17 protein-coding genes and 4 pseudogenes are annotated in these 23,486 nt (G+C 64.8%); 17 read left to right on the top strand and 4 right to left on the bottom strand.

Going from position 1 to position 23,486, the window contains the following annotated elements; genetic code table 11:
• Positions 1 to 59: 59 nt before the first annotated feature.
• Positions 60 to 926: a DUF308 domain-containing protein gene (locus tag ACVWW3_RS05660; RefSeq protein WP_456650660.1), complete on the bottom strand. Its 867-nt coding sequence runs from the start codon at positions 924 to 926 to the stop codon at positions 60 to 62.
• 313 nt (positions 927 to 1,239) lie between these two features.
• Between ACVWW3_RS05660 and ACVWW3_RS05655 the strand changes: the two genes are divergently transcribed.
• Together ACVWW3_RS05655 and ACVWW3_RS05650 are read left to right on the top strand one after the other, a co-directional pair.
• Entirely contained in the window at positions 1,240 to 2,889 is a 1,650-nt protein-coding gene (locus ACVWW3_RS05655) for an ArnT family glycosyltransferase (RefSeq protein ID WP_456650661.1), read from the top strand.
• Positions 2,890 to 3,001: 112 nt separating this feature from the next.
• Positions 3,002 to 3,781, top strand: coding sequence for a class II aldolase/adducin family protein (locus ACVWW3_RS05650; RefSeq protein ID WP_456650662.1), 780 nt, complete (start codon positions 3,002 to 3,004; stop codon positions 3,779 to 3,781).
• Positions 3,782 to 3,991: 210 nt separating this feature from the next.
• Here ACVWW3_RS05650 and ACVWW3_RS05645 read toward each other — a convergent pair.
• The 3 genes and pseudogenes from ACVWW3_RS05645 to ACVWW3_RS05635 form a co-directional block, all read right to left on the bottom strand.
• A pseudogene (locus ACVWW3_RS05645) lies at positions 3,992 to 5,387 on the bottom strand (M20/M25/M40 family metallo-hydrolase).
• 17 nt (positions 5,388 to 5,404) lie between these two features.
• Entirely contained in the window at positions 5,405 to 6,733 is a 1,329-nt protein-coding gene (locus ACVWW3_RS05640) for a glycosyltransferase family 87 protein (RefSeq protein ID WP_456650664.1), read from the bottom strand.
• 147 nt (positions 6,734 to 6,880) lie between these two features.
• Positions 6,881 to 8,507, bottom strand: a pseudogene (locus tag ACVWW3_RS05635) (helicase HerA-like domain-containing protein).
• 348 nt (positions 8,508 to 8,855) lie between these two features.
• Between ACVWW3_RS05635 and ACVWW3_RS05630 the strand changes: the two are divergent.
• The 15 genes and pseudogenes from ACVWW3_RS05630 (at position 8,856) to ACVWW3_RS05560 (ending at position 23,438) form a co-directional block, all read left to right on the top strand.
• Entirely contained in the window at positions 8,856 to 9,221 is a 366-nt protein-coding gene (locus ACVWW3_RS05630; RefSeq protein WP_247349904.1) for a DUF2267 domain-containing protein, read from the top strand.
• A 26-nt stretch (positions 9,222 to 9,247) separates the two neighbouring features.
• Positions 9,248 to 9,655 carry a DUF4332 domain-containing protein gene (locus ACVWW3_RS05625; protein WP_247447773.1) on the top strand — a complete coding sequence of 136 codons (408 nt, stop codon included), beginning with the start codon at positions 9,248 to 9,250 and terminating at the stop codon, positions 9,653 to 9,655.
• A 249-nt stretch (positions 9,656 to 9,904) separates the two neighbouring features.
• Positions 9,905 to 10,765 carry a dihydropteroate synthase gene (gene folP / locus ACVWW3_RS05620; protein ID WP_456650666.1) on the top strand — a complete coding sequence of 287 codons (861 nt, stop codon included), beginning with the start codon at positions 9,905 to 9,907 and terminating at the stop codon, positions 10,763 to 10,765.
• Positions 10,762 to 11,130, top strand: a complete 369-nt coding sequence (gene folB, locus ACVWW3_RS05615) for a dihydroneopterin aldolase (RefSeq protein WP_426610100.1) — start codon at positions 10,762 to 10,764, stop codon at positions 11,128 to 11,130. The genes folP and folB overlap by 4 nt, the downstream gene beginning before the upstream one ends.
• A 1-nt stretch (position 11,131) precedes the next feature.
• Positions 11,132 to 11,623, top strand: a complete 492-nt coding sequence (folK, locus tag ACVWW3_RS05610) for a 2-amino-4-hydroxy-6-hydroxymethyldihydropteridine diphosphokinase (RefSeq protein ID WP_456650667.1) — start codon at positions 11,132 to 11,134, stop codon at positions 11,621 to 11,623.
• A gap of 81 nt (positions 11,624 to 11,704) precedes the next feature.
• Positions 11,705 to 13,577 (top strand): annotated as a pseudogene (locus ACVWW3_RS05605) (methylmalonyl-CoA mutase family protein).
• The gene (locus tag ACVWW3_RS05600) at positions 13,574 to 14,038 is read left to right on the top strand and encodes a GFA family protein (RefSeq protein ID WP_456650669.1); all 465 of its coding nucleotides are present in this window, start codon (positions 13,574 to 13,576) and stop codon (positions 14,036 to 14,038) included. Before ACVWW3_RS05605 ends, ACVWW3_RS05600 begins: the two are co-directional and overlap by 4 nt.
• Before the next feature lie 23 nt (positions 14,039 to 14,061).
• Positions 14,062 to 16,218, top strand: coding sequence for a methylmalonyl-CoA mutase (gene scpA / locus ACVWW3_RS05595; protein ID WP_456652060.1), 2,157 nt, complete (start codon positions 14,062 to 14,064; stop codon positions 16,216 to 16,218).
• 94 nt (positions 16,219 to 16,312) lie between these two features.
• Positions 16,313 to 17,047, top strand: coding sequence for an RsiV family protein (locus ACVWW3_RS05590; protein ID WP_456671898.1), 735 nt, complete (start codon positions 16,313 to 16,315; stop codon positions 17,045 to 17,047).
• A gap of 132 nt (positions 17,048 to 17,179) precedes the next feature.
• Positions 17,180 to 18,172 carry a tripartite tricarboxylate transporter substrate binding protein gene (locus ACVWW3_RS05585; RefSeq protein ID WP_247447780.1) on the top strand — a complete coding sequence of 331 codons (993 nt, stop codon included), beginning with the start codon at positions 17,180 to 17,182 and terminating at the stop codon, positions 18,170 to 18,172.
• 97 nt (positions 18,173 to 18,269) lie between these two features.
• Positions 18,270 to 18,764 (top strand): tripartite tricarboxylate transporter TctB family protein, encoded by a 495-nt coding sequence (locus tag ACVWW3_RS05580; protein ID WP_247349896.1) that lies wholly within the window; start codon positions 18,270 to 18,272, stop codon positions 18,762 to 18,764.
• Between the two features lie 4 nt (positions 18,765 to 18,768).
• A complete protein-coding gene (locus tag ACVWW3_RS05575) occupies positions 18,769 to 20,283 on the top strand; it encodes a tripartite tricarboxylate transporter permease (RefSeq protein WP_247447781.1) in 1,515 nt (504 codons plus the stop codon).
• A gap of 51 nt (positions 20,284 to 20,334) precedes the next feature.
• Positions 20,335 to 21,325: pseudogene (gene meaB, locus ACVWW3_RS05570) on the top strand (methylmalonyl Co-A mutase-associated GTPase MeaB).
• Positions 21,322 to 21,975, top strand: a complete 654-nt coding sequence (locus tag ACVWW3_RS05565) for a pyroglutamyl-peptidase I family protein (RefSeq protein WP_456650671.1) — start codon at positions 21,322 to 21,324, stop codon at positions 21,973 to 21,975. Before meaB ends, ACVWW3_RS05565 begins: the two are co-directional and overlap by 4 nt.
• Positions 21,976 to 22,067: 92 nt before the next feature.
• Positions 22,068 to 23,438: a TIGR03808 family TAT-translocated repetitive protein gene (locus ACVWW3_RS05560; RefSeq protein ID WP_456650672.1), complete on the top strand. Its 1,371-nt coding sequence runs from the start codon at positions 22,068 to 22,070 to the stop codon at positions 23,436 to 23,438.
• Positions 23,439 to 23,486: the final 48 nt, after the last annotated feature.

Raw genomic sequence — 23,486 nt, 5'->3', positions numbered from 1 at the left:
GGACTGATTTACTGGCGGTGCGACAAGAATAGCCACGCTTTACTTGCCTGCAGCAGATCTCAGGACCGCTGGTCGAGATGGGCGCGCAGCTCGTCGATCGAGGCAAAGCGCATCATGCCCTCGGGCATCTGCGCTTCGATCGAGCCGTCGGAATAGAGCGAATAGCCCATGCCATCGACGATGCCGGATTTGAGCACGGTCACGGGCGCCTGCTCGACCGCTGGAGCCGGCTCGGGTGCAGGTGGAGGAGCAGCCTCCGCGAAGGTCGACGGCGAGCGCGGCGGCGGGCGCCGCGAGGCGGCCGGCGGCTCCGGAGGCCTCATACGGTCCGGCTTCGGCCAGGCGTCGTCAAAGCTCGCAGGCGGACCATCCGGTGCGTCAGGCGCCGCCGACGGCTCCGCATGCGGCAGCGGCGGCACGCCCTCGCCGCCCTTCGCCTCCGCGCGCTCGCGCTCCTTGCGGGAGGTCGAGGCGAACATCAGGTTACGCCGGCGCGGCGGTTCCGCAGCCTCAGGCAGGACCGGCACTTCCGGCTCCGGCGACGGCTCGATGCGCGGACGCTCCCGCGCGGCCGCTTCGTTCTGCCACGGCGGCGGCCCTGAGGCAGGCAATGGCGGCGTCGGCTCGATCTTCGCTGCGCCCACCGGCTCGGGCGCGGGCGTTCCAGGCATCCCGGGGCCCGGCAGCACGGGCCTGACCCGAACATCGGACGGTGCGCCTGATCCAGCCAGCCGGCGCGCGATGCCCTTCAGTTCCGCGACCACGACGTAGAGGCCGGCCAGTAACATCCCGGAGCAGACGCCGATCGAGCCGGAGATTATGAGGGTGCTGCCGAGACTGAATTCCCTGACGGTAAAGCCAAACAGGATCGCAAGGAGGCCCGCCAGAACGGCGAAAATCCCCGCGATCAACAATACCAACGCCATCTAACTCACCCCCGGCCGCGCAGCCATACGCGACACCCGTCACGCCACGATACCGTCATACCGTGTTCCACGCCAACGTCGAATTGAAGCCTCTGTTCCTGAAGGGAAGGATATCAGGCACTTATTCACATTCCCTTCAGCTACGGATCGCTAGTTCTAAGTAGCTCTCAAGTTGGTCGGATTTGCTGCGTCGCATCAGGAATTTAGCCATAATGCCCAATTACTTGGTAATGGAACTGCGCTATAGGGATTCCGGGGAGCAGGCCCGCGCGCACCAGCAGGGCCAAGCGGGGATTCCGGGTCACCAATAGCCATGACATCCATCACGACTTCGGCGATCGAAACGCCTCTGCGGCGCTCGGTTGAACGGACTTGCGACGATCTCGCCATGCTGGTGCTGGCTGCGGTCGCCGTCATTGCAGGCTTGACCTTCCGCGACTACGGGCTCGGCTGGGACGACTACACCCACGCTGAATATGCCGACCTGTTGCTGCGCATGTTCGGTTCCGGTTTCAAGGACACCGCGGCACTCTCCTTCGCCAACCTCTACATGTATGGCGGCGGCTTCGACATGGTCGCGGCTCTCCTGCACAAGGTGATTCCGCTCGAGCTGTTCGAGACGCGCCGTCTGGTCGGCGCCGTCGTCGGCGTGATCGGGCTTGCGGTGACGTGGCGGCTCGGCCGCCGCATCGGTGGCCCCCTTGCGGGACTTGCCTCGCTCCTGCTGCTCGCACTCTGCCCGATCTTCTACGGCCACATGTTCATGAATCCGAAGGATGCGCCCTTCGCGGTGGCCATGATCATCCTGATGCTGGGTCTGGTCCGCCTCGCCGAAGAATATCCGCAGCCTTCGCCGCGCACGATCCTGATCGTCGGCCTTGGCGCCGGCCTCTCGCTCGGCACCCGCATCCTTGGCGGCCTTGCGCTGGTCTACGCCGTGATCGGCTTCATGCCGCTGCTTTTGGAGGAACTGCGTGGCGAGGGCCTGCGCGAATCGGTCCGCCGCTTCGCTCATGTCGTCTATTTGCTGCTGCCCGGCCTCGTGCTCGGCTACCTCGTGATGGGGTTGATCTGGCCGTGGTCGATCATGGAGCCCGGCAATCCCTTCGAGGCGCTGACCTACTTCTCGCACTTCTTCGAGAAGCCCTGGAAGGAGATGTTCGACGGCGCGATCGTGTCCGTGCCCGACATGCCCTGGTCCTATCTGCCGACGCTGTTCGCGCTTCAGTTGTCCGAGGTGATGCTGTTGCTGATGTTCGGCGCCGTGATCGGCACCTTCGCGATGCTGCCGCGCCGCGAGGTTCCCGCCCGCCGCAAGACCATCCTCTTGATGCTGACGCTCGCCGCGACGCTGCCGCTCGCGATCGCGATGGTGAAGCGACCGGCACTGTACAACGGCATCCGCCATTTCGTCTTCGTGATCCCGCCGATGGCGGTGCTCGGCGGCGTCGCCTTTGGCTGGGCCATCGAGCGCCTGCGCGCCAATCACCGCACCTGGCAGCCGGTCGTGCTCGCGACCTTCTGCTTTGGCCTTGCCCTCTCGCTCGCCGAGATGATCCGGCTGCATCCGTATCAATACACCCACTTCAACCACATCGCCGGCACCGTGCGCGGCGCCGACGATCGCTTCATGCTGGATTATTGGGGCCTCGCGCTGAAGCAGGCCTCCGACGAATTGCGTGAGCAGCTCGTCGAACGCCAGGAAGTGCCGCCGCGCAACCGCAAATGGAAGGTCGCCGTGTGCGGTCCGCAGCGCCCCGCCCAGGTCGCGCTCGGCCCCGACTTCACCATCGGCTGGGATTCCCATGCCGCCGATTTCGCCATGACGCTCGGTGAGTTCTACTGCAAGGGCCTCACCGCGCCCGTGCTGGTCGAGATCAAACGCGACGACGTGGTGTTCGCCCGCGTCTACGACATCCGCGGCAGCAGCATTTCCAGCCTGCTCTCGATCCCGGCGCCGTAATAATTTTCTCTATGCGGGCCACGCCTAACTGCCGCGCTTTCAGCGCCTTGCCGCCGGCCATCACCAAGACTACGCTCCCGCTCCGTAACAACGATGTTCGGAGAGATAACCCATGTCGCCAGCGGAAGCGCGTCTGAAGGAAGTGCCGTCGAACATGACGGAGGCCGAGTGGCAGCAACGGGTCAATCTCGCCGCCTGCTATCGGCTTGTCTCGCTCTACGGCTGGGACGATCTGGTCGACACCCACATCTCCGCGCGCGTACCCGGCCCCGAGCATCATTTCCTCATCAATCCCTACGGGCTGATGTTCGACGAGATCACGGCGTCGAGCCTCGTCAAGGTCGATCTGCACGGCAACCAGCTCTCCGAGAGCGAGTACAGCATCAACCCCGCCGGCTTCACCATCCATTCGGCGATCCACGAGGTGCGCGAGGACGCGATCTGCGTGCTGCATCTCCACACCCTGGACGGCACCGCGGTGTCGAGCAGCGCCGAAGGCCTGCTGCCGCTGAACCAGACCGCCCAGCTCGTCACCCACGACCTCGCCTATCACGACTATGAAGGCATCGCGCTCGACCATGACGAGCGGCCGCGGCTCCAGAAGGATCTCGGCGACCACAACCACATGCTGCTGCGCAACCACGGCACGATGACGGTCGGCCGCTCGGTCGCCTCGGCCTTCGAGCGCATGTATCACCTCGAGCGCGCCTGCTCGATGCAGGTGCGTACGCGCGCGCTGGGCACGCCGGTCTATCCGGTCGACGACATCGCGATCGACAAGAACACCGAGCTGCTCGCCAACCGCGACCGCGCCGAGTTGCGCGCCACCAACCTGGTATGGCCGCCGTTGCTCCGCAAGCTCGACCGCGAGCTTCCGGGCTACCGGTCTTGAAATTTTCCGGATTTGGTGTAAGGTAGGGGTCAACTAACCTCTACACCTTTTCGAATAAAACGCCGTCCAATTCCGGGCGGCGTTTTTATTTGGCACGGCTTTTTCCGCACGTCATTGCGAGGAGCTCTTGCGACGAAGCAATCCAGACTGTTTCCACGAAGCGATACTGGATTGCTTCGCTTCGCTCGCAATGACGGAGATAGAGCGTCCCTACTTCACTTCCGCGAGCGCGGCGAGGATGCGGGCCCAGGAGCGGATGCCTTTCTGGAAGCTGCGCAGGTCGTACTTCTCGTTCGGCGAGTGGATATTGTCGTCGTCCAGGCCGAAGCCGACGAGCAGCGAGTCGAGGCCCAGCGTGCGCTTGAAATCGGCGACGATCGGGATCGAGGCGCCCGATCCCATCAGCACGGTCTCCTTGCCCCATTCCTCGGTCAGCGCGGTCTTGGCCGCGGCGAGCGGCTTCATGTTCCAGTCGAGCGCAATCGCAGGCCCGGCGGAATGGTCGCCGAATTCAACTCTGCAATCTCCCGGAATCCGCGCCGACACATACTCGCGGAAAGCCTTGCGGATCTTCGCGGGATCCTGGCCTTCGACCAATCGGAACGACACCTTTGCCGATGCGTGTGACGGAATCACCGTCTTGGAGCCCTCGCCGATATAGCCGCCCCAGATGCCGTTGACGTCGCAGGTCGGACGCGTGGAAGCCTGCTCGACCAGGAGCCGGCCCTTCTCGCCGGCCGGTATCGATAGCCCAGACTGGTTTGAGGAACGTCGCCGGCGTGAAGTCGAGCTTCTTCCACTGCGCGAGAATTTCCGGCGGTGCGTCCTTCACGCCGTCATAGAATCCGGGGATGATGATGCGGTTGTCGTCGTCGAACAGGCTGCCCAGAATTTTGGTCAGCACCCGGATCGGATTCATCGCCGTACCGCCGAACACGCCTGAATGCAGGTCGCGATTGGCGGCGGTGATCTTCAGCTCTTCATAGAGCAGGCCGCGCAACGACGTCGTGATCGCCGGCGTGTCGCGATCCCACATGCCGGTGTCGCAGACCAGCACGTAGTCCGCGCCAAACTCGGCCTTGTTGGCTTCGATGAATGGCACGAAATTCTTCGAGCCGACCTCTTCCTCGCCTTCGATCAGGAAAGTGACGTCAATCGGCAGCGAGCCCGTCACCTTCTTCCAGGCGCGGCAGGCCTCGACGAAGGTCATGACCTGGCCCTTGTCGTCTTCGGCGCCGCGCGCGACGATGATCTTGCGGCCGTCGGCATGGTCGGTGACAACGGGCTCGAATGGCGGACGGTGCCATAGATCGAGCGGATCGACCGGCTGCACGTCGTAGTGACCGTAGAACAGCACATGCGGCCGGCCACCGGCGACACTCTTGCCGACGACCGCGGGATGGCCGGCGGTCGGCCTCACTTCAGTCGCAACGCCGAGGCTCGCGATGTCCTTGGCCAGATGCTCGGCCGCCGCCTTGCAATCCGCCGCGAAGGCGGGATCGGCGGAGATCGACTTGATCCGCAACAGCGCGAACAGACGCTCCAGGCTGTTGTCGAAATCCTTGTCGATGTGGTCGAGCACGGATTGAAGCTGTGCATTGGCCATGGTCGTGTTCCCTGCGTTCAAGATGTCTTGGCTTTTAGCGCTGCCGCGACCTTGGGACCAGCCGCATCCGGCGGATGGCGGATGTGCCATGCGAGGCTACCTGCGAGGACCGCCGTGGCGACGAGGTTATTGCCCCAGGCCTGAAAGACATTGGGAAACCACGGCAGCGACAGCAGCATGAGCACGCCGGCGGCGCCTAGGGCGAGCCAGGTTCCCAGGCGTACGTTCGCCCGCTCGTCGAAGGCGGCGCGATGCATCAGCACCGTCATTGGGAAGAACAGCCACATGAAGTAGTATTGCCGCGCCAGGGGCGATGCCACCGTCATCAGGCAGAACAGGATGCCGAGCTCTTCGGCGTCCGACCGCGCCGTTCGCCGCCCCTGCCGTGGCATGACCGCGACGAAGGCGAGTCCGAGCAACGCCGACAGCACCAGCACGATCCAGTTCGCCGTCCTGTAATCGACGTCGATGACATTCATCGTGCGCGGCGGCTTGTTGGCATCTTCCTGATTGTAGTTGATCGGCCGGACCAGCCGGTGCGTGACAGCAATGAGGGACTGGTTCACCCACGACCAGTTCTGCTCGTCGCGCTGGCCAAATCCCTTTTCCGAGCTCGACCCGACCATGCCCTGATACCAGGTCTTGAGCTCGGCGGCGTTGCGCTCGAAGCCGCGAATGGGTGCCGGCACGACATAGAGAAGCATGCCGGTGAAGGCAATTGTTGCAACGGCGGCCCCCCACTTCCGTCGCCAGACCAGATAGGGCAGCACCGCAATGGGAAACACCTTGATGGCGGTGGCGAGCGCGAACATGAAGCCTGCAAGCCAGGAGCGCTGATGCTGCAAGCTCCAGAAGCCGTAAAGCATCATCGCCAGCAGGACGAGGTTCGGCTGGCCGAGATCGAACATGTCGAACACGAAAGTCACGGTGACGAAAGCGGGCAGCGCCTCCAGCCAGGGGCCGGGCCTGTGGCCCGAACCGGTCATGGCGTTGGAAAACATTCCCGTGTACCACCACGCCACAATATTCAGGATCGACAGCACGGTGTAGAGCGCGACCTTGCCGAACCAGCTCGGGATCGCGAGCAGGATTGCCGGCAGCGGTGGGTAGATGAACTCGAAGTACTCATGGATGTCGTCGGGATAGAGCGGCCCGCCCTGCAAGACCTGCTGCCCGGCCCAGTACCACAGCCCGTAATCCTTGGTCTTGCCATGCCCGAAGATCTCGGGACCGAGGACGTCGGCGGCCAGGATGAAGCAGCAGAGCAGGAAGAGCAGGTCGAGCGGCGCACGCAGCGACAGTGTTCGGAGTGCGCCGGGTTCGGCGAAAGATTCAGGTGAGGTCACGGTGTGGTCCAGTCATGGGCCATAGCACCTAGCAGACCGATGGACGCTTGGAGAGTCCTGTTCACCCGAATTTGTTCCCGTCGCGCATCAGGCAACTTCCCGAAAACGGCCTGATACGGCGAACGGCCTAAAACAGCGACTGCATGCCTAGCGCCGCAGCAAGCCGCCGAGCGCGCCGCGGACCAGCGTGCGGCCGATCGAGCCACCGAGCTTGCCGGCGACCGATTTGCCGATATTGGCCGCCATCCCCCCTATCACCTGGTTGGTCACCGATCGGGTCATGTCGCGCGCGATGACCTGGCCCGTCGACAGGCGGCCGCGCTTGACGTTGGTGCCGAAGATGGTGCCGACGATCGAGCCGATCTGGCCGAGGATGCCGCCGCCTCCACCGCCCGCCGCGCCTGGATCGGCAGGCGCAGCCGTGCCGGCAATGCGTTTCTGGATCATCTCGTAGGCGGACTCATCATCAACGGCGGTGTCGTATTTGCCCTTCACCGGGCTTGCATCCATGATCGCCTTACGCTCTTCCGGCGTAATCGGTCCGATCCGGGCCGAGGGCGGCCGGATCATCACCCGCTCGACCATCGAGGGCGTGCCGTTGCCTTCGAGAAAGGACACCAGCGCCTCACCCTTGCCGAGCTCCATGATCACCTTGGCGGTGTCGAGCTTCGGGTTGGGCCGAAAAGTCTGGGCCGCGGCGGCGACCGCCTTCTGGTCGCGCGGCGTGAAAGCGCGCAGCGCGTGCTGCACCCGGTTGCCCAATTGCCCGAGCACGCGGTCGGGCACATCGACCGGGTTTTGCCGTCACGAAATACACGCCGACGCCTTTGGAGCGGATCAGACGCACGACCTGCTCGATCTTGTCCATCAGCGCCTTGGGCGCGTCGTTGAAAAGCAGATGCGCCTCGTCGAAGAAGAATACCAGCTTCGGCTTTGGCAAATCGCCGGCCTCCGGCAGCTCCTCGAACAGTTCTGACAACATCCACAGCAGGAATGTCGCGTAAAGCCGCGGGCTCTGGAGCAGCTTGTCGGCGACGAGAATGTTGACCATGCCGCGACCGTCGCGGTCGGTCTTCATGAAGTCTTTCAGCGTCAGCGCCGGCTCGCCAAAGAATTTGGTGCCGCCCTGGTTCTCCAGCACCAGAAGCTGGCGCTGGATGGTGCCGACGGTGGCCTTGGTGACGTTGCCAAAACCCTGCGCGGCTTTGCGAATCTCGGCGAGCGGATCCGCCGCGGCGTCCGGCCCCTTCTTGCCGCTGTCGGGCACGATGGCATCGAGCAGCGCCCGCAAATCTTTCATGTCGATCAGGACAAGCCCGTTGTCGTCGGCGACGCGGAAGGCGACGTTGAGCACGCCTTCCTGCACGTCGTTCAGGTCGAGCATGCGTGCAAGCAGCAACGGGCCCATTTCCGTGACGGTCGCCCGCACCGGGTGGCCCTGCTCGCCGAATACGTCCCAGAACACCGTCGAGAACTGGTCGGGCTGGAATGTCAGCCCCATCTCGGTGGCGCGCTTGAGGATGAAGTCTTTGGCTTCGCCAACCTCGGAGATGCCGGAGAGGTCACCCTTGATGTCGGAGGCGAAGACCGGAACGCCGGCGCGCGCAAATCCTTCCGCCATGACTTGCAGCGTCACCGTCTTGCCGGTTCCCGTTGCACCCGTGACGAGGCCGTGGCGATTGGCGAGCGCCAGCGTCAGCCACGCCTGCTCGTCTCCCTTGCCGACGAAGATCTTGTCGTCGGTGTCGCCGAGCTTACTGTCCTGTGCGGTCATTATTCTCTCTGATCTCTCTGCCGTGTTTCGCGTATCGAAACTCGAATGCACCAGTTCCGTACTTTAACGCATGTTGCGCGCCGATTAAAACCATTCCACGCGCTCCAAGCATGCGACATTATCGGAAACATGCGAGCGGCATCCGTCGAAAGTAGGAACGACGCATTCGCACCGCGGCATTTTTTCGCCGATTCCATCTCCGCTCTTGCATCGCTGCAACACTTGCCGCGCGTTCGAGAATGAATCGGAACGTTGGTGGCGTTCATCGCTTGTATTTCACATCGCACCGGCTCAAGATCATGTTCGAAAACAATACCCGGCATGTGAACCGGCTGAGGGGCAGGCCATATGGACGAGCTGATCGGACGGCTGGCGACAATCGCCAGCATAGATAGTGCTGACGCTGAAAAGACGATCGGCATTATCCTGGGCTTCCTCCGCAACGAGGGGCCTTCCGACAGTGTCCAGACCCTGATCGATCATATCCCCGGTGCGGAGGCCGCAATCGAGGCGTCCAGGAGCGGCGGCGGACTGTCGCGGCTGATGGGCGGCGGCCTGATGGCCGTCGGCACGCGCCTGATGGGCCTGGGACTTGGCATGTCCGAGATTCAGAACGTCGCCCGTGAACTTTTTCGCTTCGGCCGAGACAAAATCGGAGCGGATCAGATGGGCAAGATCATCGCGGGGACACCGGGCCTCAGCCAGTTCGCCTGAAGCTTGCGCATTTCATATCGAGTATCATGACATATCCGATCTCCGAGATTGAGGGCCTGTCGATCTTTGCCGCCAACAAGTTGAAGGCGCAAGGTATCCGCACAACCGACGCGCTGCTCGAAGCGGCCTCAACCGTGAAGGGCCGCAAGGCGCTCTCCGCCAAGACCGGCATCAGCGAGCAGCTGCTGCTGGAATGGGCCAACGTCTCCGACTACATGCGTATCCCCGGCATGGGCAGGGCCAAGGTCGGACTGGTCCGCGCCGCCGGCGTCACCACCGTGCGCGAGCTCTCTTATCGGAATCCGGCAAGGCTCGCACAGAGCATGCGCGACGCCAACGAAAAGAAAAAGCTCCTCCGCATCCTTCCTTCCGAAAAGTCGGTCGGCGACATCATCGCCAAGGCGAAGAAGCTGCCGCCGAAGATTTCGTATTGATGGTAGCTCCGTCATCCCCGCGCAACCGCGAAGCGGTTGTCGGTTGAGGTGCGAGGCACGGGACGCGACGCGTCCCGTGGAGAGCCTCGAAGGATGAACGGCCACCGCTGCCACCACTCGGAGAGCGCCGGGCCGTCGCCCTTCGAGGGCCGCTGAAGAAGCGGCCACCTCAGGACGGTGATAGAGTGGCACGTATTTGCGCCCCCTCCCTTCTTGACTCCCCCTTCCCGACCGCGCAAAGCGACGCGCATGAATGCCTCGCTTTCCCCATCCGTCCCGGCGGCCGGTTCAGTCGGGCCTGACGTGCTGCGGACGCTTCTCGAGCGGCCGATCCCGGCGGTGATGGGCGTGCTCAACATCACCCCGGATTCCTTCTCCGACGGCGGCGAATTCATCGCGCCCGAGCAGGCAATCGCGCGGGCGCGGGCGATGATCGAGGCCGGCGTCGACATCATCGATGTCGGTGCCGAGTCCACCCGACCCTACAAGGGTGCCCGGCCGGTCACGGCGGAAGACGAACTGGTACGGCTCAAGCCGGTGCTGGCAGGCGTCGTGTCGCTCGGCGTGCCGGTCTCGATCGACAGCATGAAGGCGGAGGTGGTGGCGTTCGCGCTCGCCCAGGGCGCTGCGATCGCCAACGACGTCTGGGGCCTGCAACGCGACGCCGGCATGGCGCCGCTGGTGGCCGCCAAAGGCGTCCCCGTCATCGTCATGCACAACCGCGACAGCGTCGATCCCGCTATCGACATCATCGCGGACATGACCGCGTTCTTTCAGCGCTCGCTCGACATCGCCGCACAAGCCGGCATCGCCCGCGACAAGATCGTGCTCGATCCCGGCATCGGCTTCGGCAAGACGGCCGAGCAGAGCATGACCGCGCTGGCGCGGTTGCGTGAATTCGACATGTTCGGCCTGCCGGTCCTGGTCGGCGCCTCGCGCAAGCGCTTCATCGCCTCGGTGTCACCGTCGGAGCCGAAAGAGCGGCTTGCAGGCTCGATCGCCGCGCATCTCATCGCCGCGCAGCGCGGCGCAAAAATCATCCGGACCCATGACGTCGCCGAGACTTTGCAGGCCCTGCGAGTGGCGCACGCAATCGAGAGCAAGCCATGACCGATACGATCTTCGTGACCGGCCTGTCGATCCATGCCCGCCACGGCGTGATGGAGCACGAGACCGAGGTCGGCCAGCGTTTTGTCATCGACCTCGAACTCTATACCGACCTGTCGGAGCCTTCGCGCAGCGACCGGCTCGCCGACACAGTGTCCTACGCCGAGGTCGTGGCGACCACGACGGCTGCGTTCAAGAACACCAATTACAAGCTCCTGGAGCGCGCGGCCGGCGCGGTGGCCGACGCGATCCTGTCGCACTTTCCGCGCATCCGTGCGGTCAAGATCACCGTGCACAAGCCGCATGCGCCGATCGCCGCGATCTTCGACGACGTCGGCATCATGCTGACGCGCTCGCGGCAACCCTGACATGGCAAGCGTGCTGATCGCACTCGGCGGCAATGTCGGCAATGTCCGCGCGACGTTCCAAAAGGCGATCGCCCATATCTGCGGCATGGCGCAAGCCGCGATGATCGCGCGATCCTCGGATTACGCGACGCCGCCTTGGGGCGACGAAGACCAGGATCCCTTCATCAACGCCTGCGTCGAGATCGAGACCGATCTCGATCCGCACGCGCTGCTGTTCGTAATGCAGAAGGTCGAGCAGAAATTCGGCCGCACGCGCGACAAGGAGCGGCGCTGGGGCCCGCGCACGCTTGATCTCGACATGATCGCCTATGACGATGTGTCGTTTCAGAAGCCCGATTTGACGTTGCCGCATCCGCGCCTGTTCGAGCGCGCCTTCGTGCTGGTGCCGCTGGCCGAGATTGCGCCCGACCGCGTGATCGCCGGCATTCGTGTGCGCGACGGGCTAGCCAGCGTCTCGACGCAAGGCATTGAGCGGCTTCCGGATACCGGTTAACCAAAAACAACCGTTTGCAGGGACGGCCGGCCGTGGCAATTTCGCCCGCGCACAACAAGATTTCCGGGAGCCCTTGGCCGTATGACCTCCGTGACTGACGACCTGCCGCTGGCGGCGGATTTTCCCAAGGCGACCGTCGAAGACTGGCGCAAGCTGGTCGATGGCGTGCTGAAGGGCGCGCCGTTCGAAAAGCTGGTCGGCAAGACCTATGACGGTGTCAGGATCGAACCGCTCTATCCGCGCGCCAAAGGCGTTGCGCCCGTGGTGGGGCGGCTGGCGGCGGCGCCCTGGCAGATCATGCAGCGGATCGACCATCCCGATGCAAGTGCGGCGAATGCGCAAGCTCTGACCGATCTCGAAAATGGCGCGACGGGGCTTGCGCTGGTGTTCGCCGGCGGCAATGGCGCCCACGGGTTCGGGCTGGAACCGACCGCAGACGCAGTCGCAAAGATCTTGAAGGACGTCCATCTCGATGCCGGCATCGGCCTCGAGCTTGAGATCGGTCCGCAATCGCGGATGGCGGCGATCCATCTCGCGGAATATGTGAAGGGCAACGGCATCGATCCCGGTGCCTGCGACATCCGCTTCGGGCTCGACCCGCTCGCGGCCGGCGCGGTGTGGGGCCACAGCCCTTATAGCTGGGAGGAGATCGTTCCTGCCGTCACCGGCGGCATCAAGGGCCTCGTCGCGCTCGGCTTCAAGGGGCCGTTTGCTTCGGCCGACGGACGCGTGATCCACGATGCCGGCGGCTCCGAGGCGCAGGAGCTCGCCTTTGTGCTCGCCTGCGGTGTCGCCTATTTGCGCGCGATTGAAGGCGCCGGCGTTCCGCTGGAGCAGGCGCAGGGCATGGTCTATGCGCGGCTTGCGGCGGATGCAGACCAGTTCCTCACCATGGCAAAATTCCGCGCGCTGCGGCTGCTCTGGGCGCGCATTGAGACGGCGTGCGGGCTCACGCCAAGGCCATTGTTCGTCGCCGCCGATACCGCCTGGCGCATGCTGACGCAGCGCGATCCCGATGTGAACATACTGCGCGCGACCATGGCGACGTTTGCGGCGGGACTCGCCGGCGCCAACGCGATCACCGTGCTGCCGCACACGCTGGCGCTGGGTCTGCCCGATCCCTTCGCGCGGCGCGTGGCCCGCAACACGCAAGCCGTGCTGCTGGAAGAGAGCAACCTCGCCAAGGTCAGCGATCCCGCGGCGGGCGCAGGCGGCATCGAGACGCTGACGGCGCAGCTCTGCGACGCGGCCTGGGCACTGTTCCAGGAGAGCGAGAAAGCCGGCGGCGCTTTTGCCGCGCTTCAGCAAGGCGTGTTCCAGAGCAAGGTCGCGGCCGCGCGAAAAGCGCGTGAGGCCAGCATCGCAAAGCGCCGCGACGTGTTGACCGGCGCCAGCGAGTTCCCGAACCTGCATTGAGCGCGAGACGGCGGTGCTGAACGCGACGCCGGTCGCGCTCGCGCCCTACGGCGAGCAAAAATACAAGTTCGACGCGCTGTCGCCGATCCGGCTGGCGGAACCGTTCGAGGCGCTGCGCGACAAATCGGACGCGGCGTTGAAGGCGCGCGGCGCGCGGCCAAAAGTGTTTTTGGCCAATCTCGGCACGCCCGCCGATTTCACGGCGCGGGCGACCTTTGCCAAAAGCTTGTTCGAGACCGGCGGCATTCAGGCCGTCGACAGCGAGGGCTTTGCCGATCTATCCCAGTTAGCTGCCGCGTTCAAGGCCTCCGGCGCCGAGTTCGCCTGCCTTTGTTCCAGTGACAAGGTTTATGCGGAACATGCCGAGGCAACGGCGAAGGCCCTGCAAACCGCAGGTAGCAGACTTATCTATCTGGCAGGCCGCCCGACGGATACCGAGGCGGCGCTGCGTGCCGCCGGCGTCACGGGCTTCGTCTTCGCCGGTGGCGATGCGCTTGCGACATTGCAGGACGCCTATCGACGGATGGAGCAGCCATGACGGAAGCAGGCAAACCCGTTCTCACCGGCGGCTGCCAATGCGGCGCGGTCCGCTTTGCGTTGACGGAAGCACCCAACAAGGTTTCGATCTGCCACTGCCGGATGTGCCAGAAGGCCAGCGGCGCGCCGTTCGCCTCCTTTGCCGACATCAACAAGACGGACTTTGCTTGGATCAAGGGGAAGCCGTCGTTCTTCCGCTCCTCATCCATCGCCGAACGTGGCTATTGCGCCGCCTGCGGCACGCCGCTGAGTTTTGGCCGCATCGACGGCGACCGGATCGAGATCATGACCGGCGCCTTCGACCGCCCCGACCAGATCGTGCCGACGCGGCAGTTCGGCACCGAATCCCGCCTGGGCTGGGTGGTCGGCATCTCCAATTTGCCGAGCCAGACCACGCAGCAGAATTACGGACCGGAGAAGATAGCGACCATCGTCAGCCATCAGCATCCGGACCATGATTGAGCGCCTATGATATGGTTGAAACCATGAGCCGCATTCCGAACTTCGCAGACATCGCCTTCGAGCGGACCACATGCGCCGCGCCATCAGGCAGCGCCGAGCCCTGGCTGACGCCCGAGGGCATTCTGGTGAAACCCGCCTATGGCGAGGCCGATCTCGCCGGGCTTGATTTCCTCGATACCTATCCGGGCATCGCGCCCTATCTGCGCGGCCCTTACCCGACCATGTATGTCAACCAGCCCTGGACCGTCAGGCAATATGCCGGCTTCTCCACGGCGGAGGATTCCAACGCATTCTACCGCCGCAACCTCGCAGCCGGACAGAAGGGGCTCTCGGTCGCCTTCGACCTCGCCACCCATCGCGGCTATGACAGCGACCATCCGCGCGTCGGCGGCGACGTCGGCATGGCCGGCGTTGCGATCGATTCCATTTACGACATGCGCACGCTGTTTGCGGGAATTCCGCTCGACCAGATGAGCGTGTCCATGACCATGAACGGCGCGGTGCTGCCGATCCTCGCGCTCTATGTCGCCGCCGCGGGCGAACAGGGCGTGGCGCCGGAAAAGCTCTCAGGGACAATTCAGAACGACATTCTGAAAGAGTTCATGGTGCGCAACACCTATATCTATCCGCCCGCGCCTTCGATGCGGATCATCTCGGACATTTTTGCATACACCTCGCAGAAAATGCCGAAATACAATTCGATCTCGATCTCCGGTTATCACATGCAGGAGGCCGGCGCGACGCAGGACCTCGAGCTCGCCTATACGCTGGCCGACGGCGTCGAATATCTTCGCGCCGGCCTGGCGGCGGGCCTCGACGTCGACCGCTTCGCGCCGCGGCTGTCGTTCTTCTGGGCGACCGGCATGAACTTCTTCATGGAAGTCGCCAAGATGCGCGCCGCGCGGCTGCTCTGGGCGAAGCTGCTCAAGCCGTTCAATCCGAAAGACCCGCGTTCGCTCTCGCTGCGCACGCATTGCCAGACATCGGGCTGGTCCCTGACCGCGCAGGATGTCTTCAACAACGTGATGCGCACCACCGTGGAGGCGATGGCGGCGACGCAGGGCCATACCCAGTCGCTGCACACCAACGCACTCGACGAGGCGCTGGCGCTGCCGACCGATTTCTCCGCGCGCATTGCCCGCAACACCCAGCTCTTCCTCCAGCAGGAGAGCGGCACCACTCGCATCATCGACCCCTGGGGCGGCTCGTATTACGTCGAGCGCCTCACGCGCGACCTCGCTGCCAAGGCGTGGAGCCACATCCAGGAGGTCGAGGAGCTCGGCGGCATGGCGAAGGCGATCGAGGCCGGCGTGCCGAAACTGCGCATCGAGGAAGCTTCGGCCAAGACCCAGGCCCGGATCGATGCCGGCAAGCAGGCCGTGATCGGCGTCAACAAGTACAAGCCGACGGACGAAGCCCCGATCGACATTCTCAAGGTCGACAACACCAATGTCCGCCGGCTCCAGATCGACAAGCTGACGCGGCTGAAATCCGAACGCGACCAGAAGGACGTCGACGCCGCCCTCGCAGCACTCACGCGCTCGGCCGGCGAAGGCAACGGCAATCTGCTCGCGCTCGCCATCGACGCCGCGCGCGCGAAGGCGACCGTCGGCGAGATTTCGGACGCGATGGAAAAGGTGTTCGGCCGGCACCGCGCCGAGATCAAGTCGATCACCGGCGTCTACAAGCGGGAGGCGTCCAGCATGGGTAACCGGGTCGAGAAGGTTCAGGCGCTGATCGACGCCTTCGAGGAAGCCGAAGGCCGCCGCCCACGCATCCTGGTCGCAAAAATCGGCCAGGACGGTCACGACCGCGGCCAGAAGGTGATCGCGTCGGCCTTCGCCGACATCGGCTTCGACGTCGACATCGGGCCGCTGTTTGCGACCGCCGACGAAGCCGCACGGCAGGCAGTCGAGAACGACGTGCACATCCTCGGCGTCTCCTCCCTCGCCGCCGCCCACCTCACGGCGGTACCGGAATTGAAGGGCGCGCTGAAGAAGCAGGGCCGCGACGACATCATGATCATCGTCGGCGGCGTGGTGCCGCCACAGGATTACGACGCGCTCTATGCGGCCGGCGCCGAAGCGATCTTCCCGCCGGGCACGGTGATCGCGGACGCGGCCGAGGAGCTGATCCGCAAGCTGAACGCCCGGCTCGGACATAGCGAGGCGGCGGAGTAGTGTCGCCGTCGATCTCAGGCAAGAAGGACATTGCGTGATATTTTCCGCGCCAACGTTCACGCACACACTGGCTGTGATCGCAGCTTGCGGCGCGTTGTTGGGTCCCTCTCTCGCCGCCGACCCCAAACCCGACGCCGTCATCAAAAACAAGAGCATCGAGGCGCGCGTCTTCCTCGACGACAAGATCAAGGCTGCCCCGACGCTGGCGGCGGATTGTCTCGCTGAGGGCAAAAAGTGGCTCGACAAGAACGCGGCTGAAGCTGCCGCCTCGCGCAAAGAGGATCCGCAGTTCTTCAAGGACGGCGGCTGGGACTTTGAGCGCAAATATGCGATCCGCTCCGTCGTCGCCGAGCGCTATGTCAGCATTCTCCGCAACGACTACATGGATACCCACGGCGCCCATCCCAATTCGGACGTGAACACGATCCTGTGGGACAAGGCAGAGAACAAGCGCATCTCGATCCGCCCGTTCTTCACCGAGACCGCCGACAACGGCCCAACCATGAAGGCGATGGTGAAGGCCGTGATCGCCTCGCTGAAGTTCGAGAAGAAGAAGCGCGATACCAGCGAGACCGCGACCGATGAATGGTTCAAAAGCGTGGAGCCGAGCCTGCTCAAGATCGGCGCTGTGACGCTCGCGCCTTCGACCGATGCGGGCAAGAGTTCCGGGCTCACCTTCCACTACCCGCCCTATGCAGTCGGACCCTACGCCGAGGGCGAATATGTCGCATTCGCGCCGTGGGAAACGCTGAAGCCTTATCTCACCGCGGAAGGCACCCGCATGTTCGGCGGCGCGCGCCCGAAGGCCGACGCGGAAGAGCCGCAGTGACCATCGTTTGAGCAGCGCCGCATTGCTCACAACGCGCTGGTAGCGCTACCTTGCAGCGGCGCTGCAAAGCCGACTAGAATGCCGCCATTGACAAGAGCGCCCGGTAATCACGGGCGCCGCTGGGAGGCATTCATGTCCAAGATTACGCGCCGCACCTTTGCGGCCTCAACTGCCGCGGTCGCGGCATCCGCCGCTTTCGGCCTCACTCCCGCATTTGCGCAAGCCTACCCGGCGCGGCCCGTCACCGTGATCGTGCCCTGGGGCGCGGGCGGCGGCACCGACGCGACTGCGCGGATTGTCGCAGCCCTTCTGGAAAAGGATCTCGGCCAACCCTTCAACGTGGTCAATCGCACCGGCGGGTCCGGTGTCGTCGGCCATACCGCGATCGCGACCGCGCAGCCCGATGGCTACACCATCGGCATGCTCACGGTCGAAATCTCGATGATGCACTGGCAGGGGCTGACCGAGCTGGCGCCGAAGAGCTACACCCCGCTGGCGCTGATGAACGAGGACCCGCCGGGTATCCAGGTCTCCTCCTCCTCGCCCTACAAGACGGTGAAGGAGCTCGCCGAGGCGATCAAGGCGGCCCCTCCCGGCAAGTTCAAGGCCTCGGGCACCGGCCAGGGCGGCATCTGGCATCTCGCGCTGGTCGGCTGGATGCAGGCAATGGGCCTGCCCGCCAACCAGGTCGCCTGGGTGCCGTCGAACGGTGCCGCGCCCGCGATGCAGGATCTCGCCGCCGGCGGCCTCGACCTCACCACTTGCTCGGTGCCGGAAGCCCGCGCCATCATCGAGGCCGGCAAGGCCAGGAGCCTTGCCATCATGGCGCCGGCGCGCAATCCGATCTTCAAGGACGTGCCGACGCTGAAGGAGGCGATGGGCATCGACTACGCGACCGGCGCCTGGCGCGGGATCGGCGCGCCAAAGAACCTGCCGCCGGAGATCGCGACGAAGCTCACCGCCGCGCTGAAGAAGGTTTATGACTCCGCCGAGTTCAAGGACTTCATGAGCAATCGCGGCTTCGGCACGGTGTGGGGCGATGCCGGCCAGTTCGGCAGCTTCATGGACAAGGGCGACGCTCAGATGGGCGAGGCGATGAAGGCGGCGGGTCTGAGCAAGGCGTGATCCGGCATCCGGCACCGGGATGATGCCGGGATTGCACGCGCTGATCGCCTCTTCCCGCGCGCGGGAAGAGGGAGAACATCTTTCATAGGCTCCTCCCATGCGTCTTCCCGACTCGGTCACGGGATCGTTTCTCGTCGTGCTCGGCGCAGCCTCTGCCTATGGCGGCTGGCTGCTGCCGCCGGTGCCGGGGCAGCCGGTCGGCCCCAACGTGTTTCCGCTCGTGATCGGCATCGGCCTTGCGCTGTGCGGGCTCGCGATCGTGTTCGGCATCGGTCACACCTTCGAGGAGGAGGAAGAGCTGATCCCGCTCGAGGACGGCCAAGCCGCCGCCGCAGCGCCGCCGCAGGGCAAGTTCTACAGCCTGCGCGCGCTGCTGCCGCCGGCGCTGCTGCTGTTCTACGTGGTCGCGGCCGACCGGCTCGGCTTCATCATCACCGCGGCAATCATGGTCTATGTCACCTCGACCGCGTTAGGGGCGAAGTGGAAGCTGGCGCTGCCGCTCGCCGCGCTGTCGCCCTTCGCCATCCATCTCATCTTCGGCAAGCTGCTGCGCGTGCCGCTTCCCGCCGGCCTGCTGCCGACGCCCTGGTGAATTCATGCTGAAAACCCTGATTGAAGCGTTCGCACTGATCTCCACCTGGGAGGTCATCATCGCGATGTTCGCAGCCTCCGTGTACGGGCTCGTGATCGGCTCGCTGCCGGGCCTGTCGGCGACGATGGCAACCGCCCTGCTCGTCCCCGTCACCTTCTATCTCTCGCCGATCGCGGCGATCGCGACCATCGTCGCAGCGTCCTCGATGGCGATCTTCTCCGGCGATATCCCGGGTGCGCTGCTGCGCATCCCCGGCACGCCAGCCTCCGCCGCCTATGCGGACGAGGCTTACGCCATGACCCGCAAGGGGCAGGCCGAGCTGGCGCTCGGGGCCGGCGTGTGGTTCTCGGCCGTCGGCGGCATCGCCGGCGTGCTGTCGCTGATGATCTTGGCGCCGCCACTGGCCGAGATCGCGCTGTCGTTCTCGACCTTCGAATATTTCTGGCTGGCGTTGCTCGGCCTGATGTGCGCGACGCTGGTGGCGCGCTCCTCGCCGGTCAAGGCGATCGCGGGCATGTTCCTCGGCCTGCTGGTGTCGTGCATCGGCATCGAAAATCCCGGCGGCGTGCCGCGCTTCACCTTCGGCCTCACGGACCTGTTCGGCGGCATTGAGCCGATCCCGGCACTGGTCGGCGTGTTCGCGGTGGCGCAGGTGATGCGCGCGATGCTGACGCCGGAGCCGCCGCCGCTGCCGCGGCGCAAATTCGGAAGCATCATGGCCGGCCAGTGGATGCTGACGAAGAAGTATCATTGGCAAATGACGCGCGGAAACATCGTCGGCATCATCATCGGCGTACTGCCCGGCGCCGGCGCCGACATGGCCGCCTGGGTCTCCTATGCGATGTCGAAGCGCTTCTCCAAGGAGCCGGAAAAATTCGGCACCGGCCATGTCGAAGGCCTGGTCGAGGCCGGCGCCAGCAACAACGCCAGCATCGCCTCGGGCTGGGTGCCCTCGCTGCTGTTCGGCATTCCCGGCGACACCATCGCCGCGATCGCGATCGGCGTGCTCTACATGAAGGGGCTCAATCCCGGGCCGACGCTGTTCACCGAGAAAGCGTCGAGCATGTACGCGATCTACCTGATGTTCATCATCGCGAACATTTTGATGATCCCGCTGGGCATCGCCATGATCCGGATCGCCGCCTACATCCTGCTGGCACCGCGCTCCGCAATCATGCCGATCATCATGCTGTGCTGCGCTGTCGGCTCGTTCGCGATCGGCAACAACATGTTCGGCGTCGTCACCGTCGCCGCCTTCGGCATCATCGGTTATGTGATGGAGGCCAACGGCTATCCCGTCGCCGCGATGGTGCTCGGCATCGTCATGGGCACCATGGTCGAGCAGGCTTTCGTGACCTCGCTGATCAAGTCCGACGGCAGCATCCTGCCGTTCTTCGAGCGCCCCGTCGCCGCCATCCTCGCCGCCATGGCGATCGGGGCGCTGCTGTGGCCGGTGATGGTCTGGGCGTGGCGGAAGCTGAAACCGGTACGGACGGGAGTGGCGGCGACATCCCGGTGATATCGGGCGAGCAACCCTCGCCTGCCCCGCCGGGGCGTTGTAAAGCAGGGCATGACTGAGAAGAAGGCCTCGCTGGACATCAAAACCCTCGCCCGCGATTTGCGCGTCGGCAGCCGCGCGGCGCTGGCGCGGGCCATCACGCTGGTCGAGAGCCGGCGCAACGACCATCAGGCGCTGGCGCGTGAGCTGGTGCAGATGCTCCTGCCCGACACCGGCAAGGCGGTCCGCGTCGGCATCACCGGCTCGCCCGGGGTTCGGAAAGTCCACTACCATCGATGCGCTCGGAACCCATCTGATCGAACAGGGCCACAAGGTCGCGGTGCTCGCTGTCGATCCGTCCTCGGCGCGCAGCGGCGGCTCGATCCTCGGCGACAAAACGCGGATGGCGCAGCTCTCGGCCTCCGACCACGCCTTCATCCGGCCCTCGCCATCCTCGGGTACCCTCGGCGGCGTCGCCGCCAAGACACGTGAGGCGATGCTGCTGTGCGAGGCAGCCGGCTTCGACGTCGTGCTGGTCGAGACCGTCGGCATTGGCCAATCCGAGACCGCAGTCTGCGACATGACCGATTTCTTCCTCGCTTTGATGCTGCCCGGCGGCGGCGATGAGTTGCAAGGCATCAAGAAAGGCCTGGTCGAGCTCGCCGATATGATCGCGATCAACAAGGCCGACGGCGACAATCTCAAGCGCGCCAACATCACCGCCGCCGATTATCGCGGCGCGCTGCATATCCTGACGCCGCGCTCCGAGCACTGGCATCCGCCGGTCGAAACCTATTCGGCACTGACCGGAGACGGCATTGCAAAACTCTGGCAGAAGGTCCTCGATCACCGCAAGGCGATGAACGCATCCGGCGAGTTCGCCGCGCGACGGCGCGAGCAGCAGGTGAAATGGATGTGGTCGATGCTGGAGCAGCGTATGCTGGCACGGCTGCGCAGCGAAGCGTCGGTGCGGACGAAGGTTCGGAAGATCGAGACCGAGGTGGCCAATGGCCATGTCACGCCGGCGATCGCCGCCGAGCAGATTTTGGAGTTGCTGCAATGAGCGACAAGCTCCGCATTCTCCTCACCGGCTTCGGCCCCTTCCCCGGCGCGCCCTACAACCCGACGCAGCCGCTGGTCGCCCGGCTGGCGCAATTGCGCCGTCCCGCACTCGACGATGCCGCGATCTCCAGCCACATCTTCCCGGTCACCTATGCCGCGGTGGATCGGCAATTGCCGGAGGTTTTAGCGAAAGAGAAGCCGGATGCGATGCTGATGTTCGGCCTCGCCGCACGTACGCCCTATCTGCGCATCGAGAGCCGTGCGCGCAACGCCGTCACCATGCTCTGGCCCGACGCCGCCAACACCCGATCAAGCAAGCGCGGCATCGCCGCCAATGCGGACGCGATGATTTTCGGTCCACACACGGCAAGGCTGCTGCGCGCCGCGCGCCTCACCGGCATCGACGCCCGCCCCTCGCGCGATGCCGGTGCCTATCTCTGCAATTATCTGAGCTGGCGCGCGATCGAGAACGTCAGGGGCGGCGGGCCGCGGCTGGCAGCATTCGTCCATATTCCCCTGCTGGCGCGCAGTGGCGCCGTGCGCCGCAAGGGCGCGCCGCGGATCACGTTGGAGGAACTGGTCGATGCCGGCGAGGCGATGCTGATGGAGATGGTGCAGTTGGCACGGAAGGGGCGGAACACAACTGCGTAAACATTTAACCCTACCGCGAACAATCCTCACGCCACCAGCCGCCCTGCGCTACCTAACCATCGCGGACCCCCGCGTCCGCCGGAGGACGCGTCATGGACCTCAATCGCCGCCATCTCATCGGAGCTTCGACCGCAGGCATCGCCGGCGCGCTGGCCATGCCGGCCGATGCTGCGCGCGCGGCGCCGGTGACGTCGTTGCTCGGCCGCGATGCCACGCAGTATGGTGTACGGCCCGGCAGCAGCGAGGATCAGACCCGTGCGCTCCAGCGTGCGATCGATGAGGCCGCGCGGGCTCAGACGCCGCTGGCGCTGCCACCCGGCGTCTACCGCACCGGACTGTTGCGCTTGCCGAAAGGCGCGCAACTGATCGGCGTGCGCGGCGCAACCAAGCTCGTCTTCACTGGCGGAGCCTCGGCGATCCAGAGCGACCGCTCCGATTCGATCGGCCTCACCGGCATCACCTTCGATGGCGGCGGCATTCCGCTGCCGGCACGACGTGGGCTGATCCACGTGCTCGGGGGGCGCGACGTCCGCATCGCCGATTGCGAGATCACGGGCGCCGGCGGCAGCGGCGTCTGGCTCGAGCAGGTCTCGGGCGACATCTCCGGCAACCTTTTTACCAACATCGCGGTGACGGCGGTGGTGTCGTTCGACGCCAAGGGTCTCAGCGTCTCCCGCAACACCATCACCGGCACCAATGACAACGGCATCGAGATCCTGCGCACGGCCATCGGCGAGGACGGCACGCTGGTCGCTGATAACCGCATCGAGGATATCAAAGCCGGCCCCGGCGGCTCCGGCCAGTACGGCAACGCAATCAATGCCTTCCGCGCCGGAAACGTCATCGTGCGCGGCAATCGCATCAAAAACTGCGATTACTCCGCGGTGCGCGGCAACTCGGCATCGAACATCCACATCACCGGCAACAGTGTCAGCGACGTGCGCGAGGTCGCGCTCTATTCGGAGTTTGCGTTCGAGGCCGCTGTAATCGCCAACAACATTGTCGACGGCGCCGCCGTCGGCGTCTCCGTCTGCAATTTCAACGAAGGCGGCCGCATCGCCGTGGTCCAGGGCAACATCATCCGCAATCTGATCCCGAAACGCCCAATCGGCACCGCGCCGGACGACGATGCCGGCGTCGGCATCTACATCGAGGCGGATGCGTCGGTTACCGGCAACGTGATCGAGAATGCGCCGTCCTACGGTATCGTCGCCGGCTGGGGCAAATATCTCCGCGACGTCGCGATCACGGGCAACGTGATCCGCAAGGCGCTGGCTGGCGTCGGCGTATCCGTCGTGCCGGGCGCCGGCACCGCGCTCGTCAACAACAACATGATCTCGGAAACCCCGCGCGGCGCCGTGGTCGGCCTCGATCACGCGCGCGCCGTGACGTCCGATCTGTCGGCGGACGGCGCCCAGCGGTTTGCGCAATTGGTGGTCGGCGGGAATGCGGTGCGGCGGTAGGCGCGCAGTCGGCAGACGGGCCATGCATCCTTCGAGGCTCTCCATGGG

This window comes from Bradyrhizobium sp. LM2.9 (assembly GCF_054056555.1).
Note: the sequence above shows the minus strand (reverse complement) of the source record. Positions and strands in the feature narration are given on the sequence as shown.

Bases quoted from the DNA above. Each gene is read 5' to 3' on its own strand.
- ACVWW3_RS05660 (WP_456650660.1), bottom strand. From the start codon at position 926: ATGGCGTTGGTATTGTTGATCGCGGGGATTTTCGCCGTTCTGGCGGGC.
- ACVWW3_RS05655 (WP_456650661.1), top strand. From the start codon at position 1,240: ATGACATCCATCACGACTTCGGCGATCGAAACGCCTCTGCGGCGCTCG.
- ACVWW3_RS05650 (WP_456650662.1), top strand. From the start codon at position 3,002: ATGTCGCCAGCGGAAGCGCGTCTGAAGGAAGTGCCGTCGAACATGACG.
- ACVWW3_RS05630 (WP_247349904.1), top strand. From the start codon at position 8,856: ATGGACGAGCTGATCGGACGGCTGGCGACAATCGCCAGCATAGATAGT.
- ACVWW3_RS05625 (WP_247447773.1), top strand. From the start codon at position 9,248: ATGACATATCCGATCTCCGAGATTGAGGGCCTGTCGATCTTTGCCGCC.
- folP (WP_456650666.1), top strand. From the start codon at position 9,905: ATGAATGCCTCGCTTTCCCCATCCGTCCCGGCGGCCGGTTCAGTCGGG.
- folB (WP_426610100.1), top strand. From the start codon at position 10,762: ATGACCGATACGATCTTCGTGACCGGCCTGTCGATCCATGCCCGCCAC.
- folK (WP_456650667.1), top strand. From the start codon at position 11,132: ATGGCAAGCGTGCTGATCGCACTCGGCGGCAATGTCGGCAATGTCCGC.
- ACVWW3_RS05600 (WP_456650669.1), top strand. From the start codon at position 13,574: ATGACGGAAGCAGGCAAACCCGTTCTCACCGGCGGCTGCCAATGCGGC.
- scpA (WP_456652060.1), top strand. From the start codon at position 14,062: ATGAGCCGCATTCCGAACTTCGCAGACATCGCCTTCGAGCGGACCACA.
- ACVWW3_RS05585 (WP_247447780.1), top strand. From the start codon at position 17,180: ATGTCCAAGATTACGCGCCGCACCTTTGCGGCCTCAACTGCCGCGGTC.
- ACVWW3_RS05580 (WP_247349896.1), top strand. From the start codon at position 18,270: ATGCGTCTTCCCGACTCGGTCACGGGATCGTTTCTCGTCGTGCTCGGC.
- ACVWW3_RS05575 (WP_247447781.1), top strand. From the start codon at position 18,769: ATGCTGAAAACCCTGATTGAAGCGTTCGCACTGATCTCCACCTGGGAG.
- ACVWW3_RS05565 (WP_456650671.1), top strand. From the start codon at position 21,322: ATGAGCGACAAGCTCCGCATTCTCCTCACCGGCTTCGGCCCCTTCCCC.
- ACVWW3_RS05560 (WP_456650672.1), top strand. From the start codon at position 22,068: ATGGACCTCAATCGCCGCCATCTCATCGGAGCTTCGACCGCAGGCATC.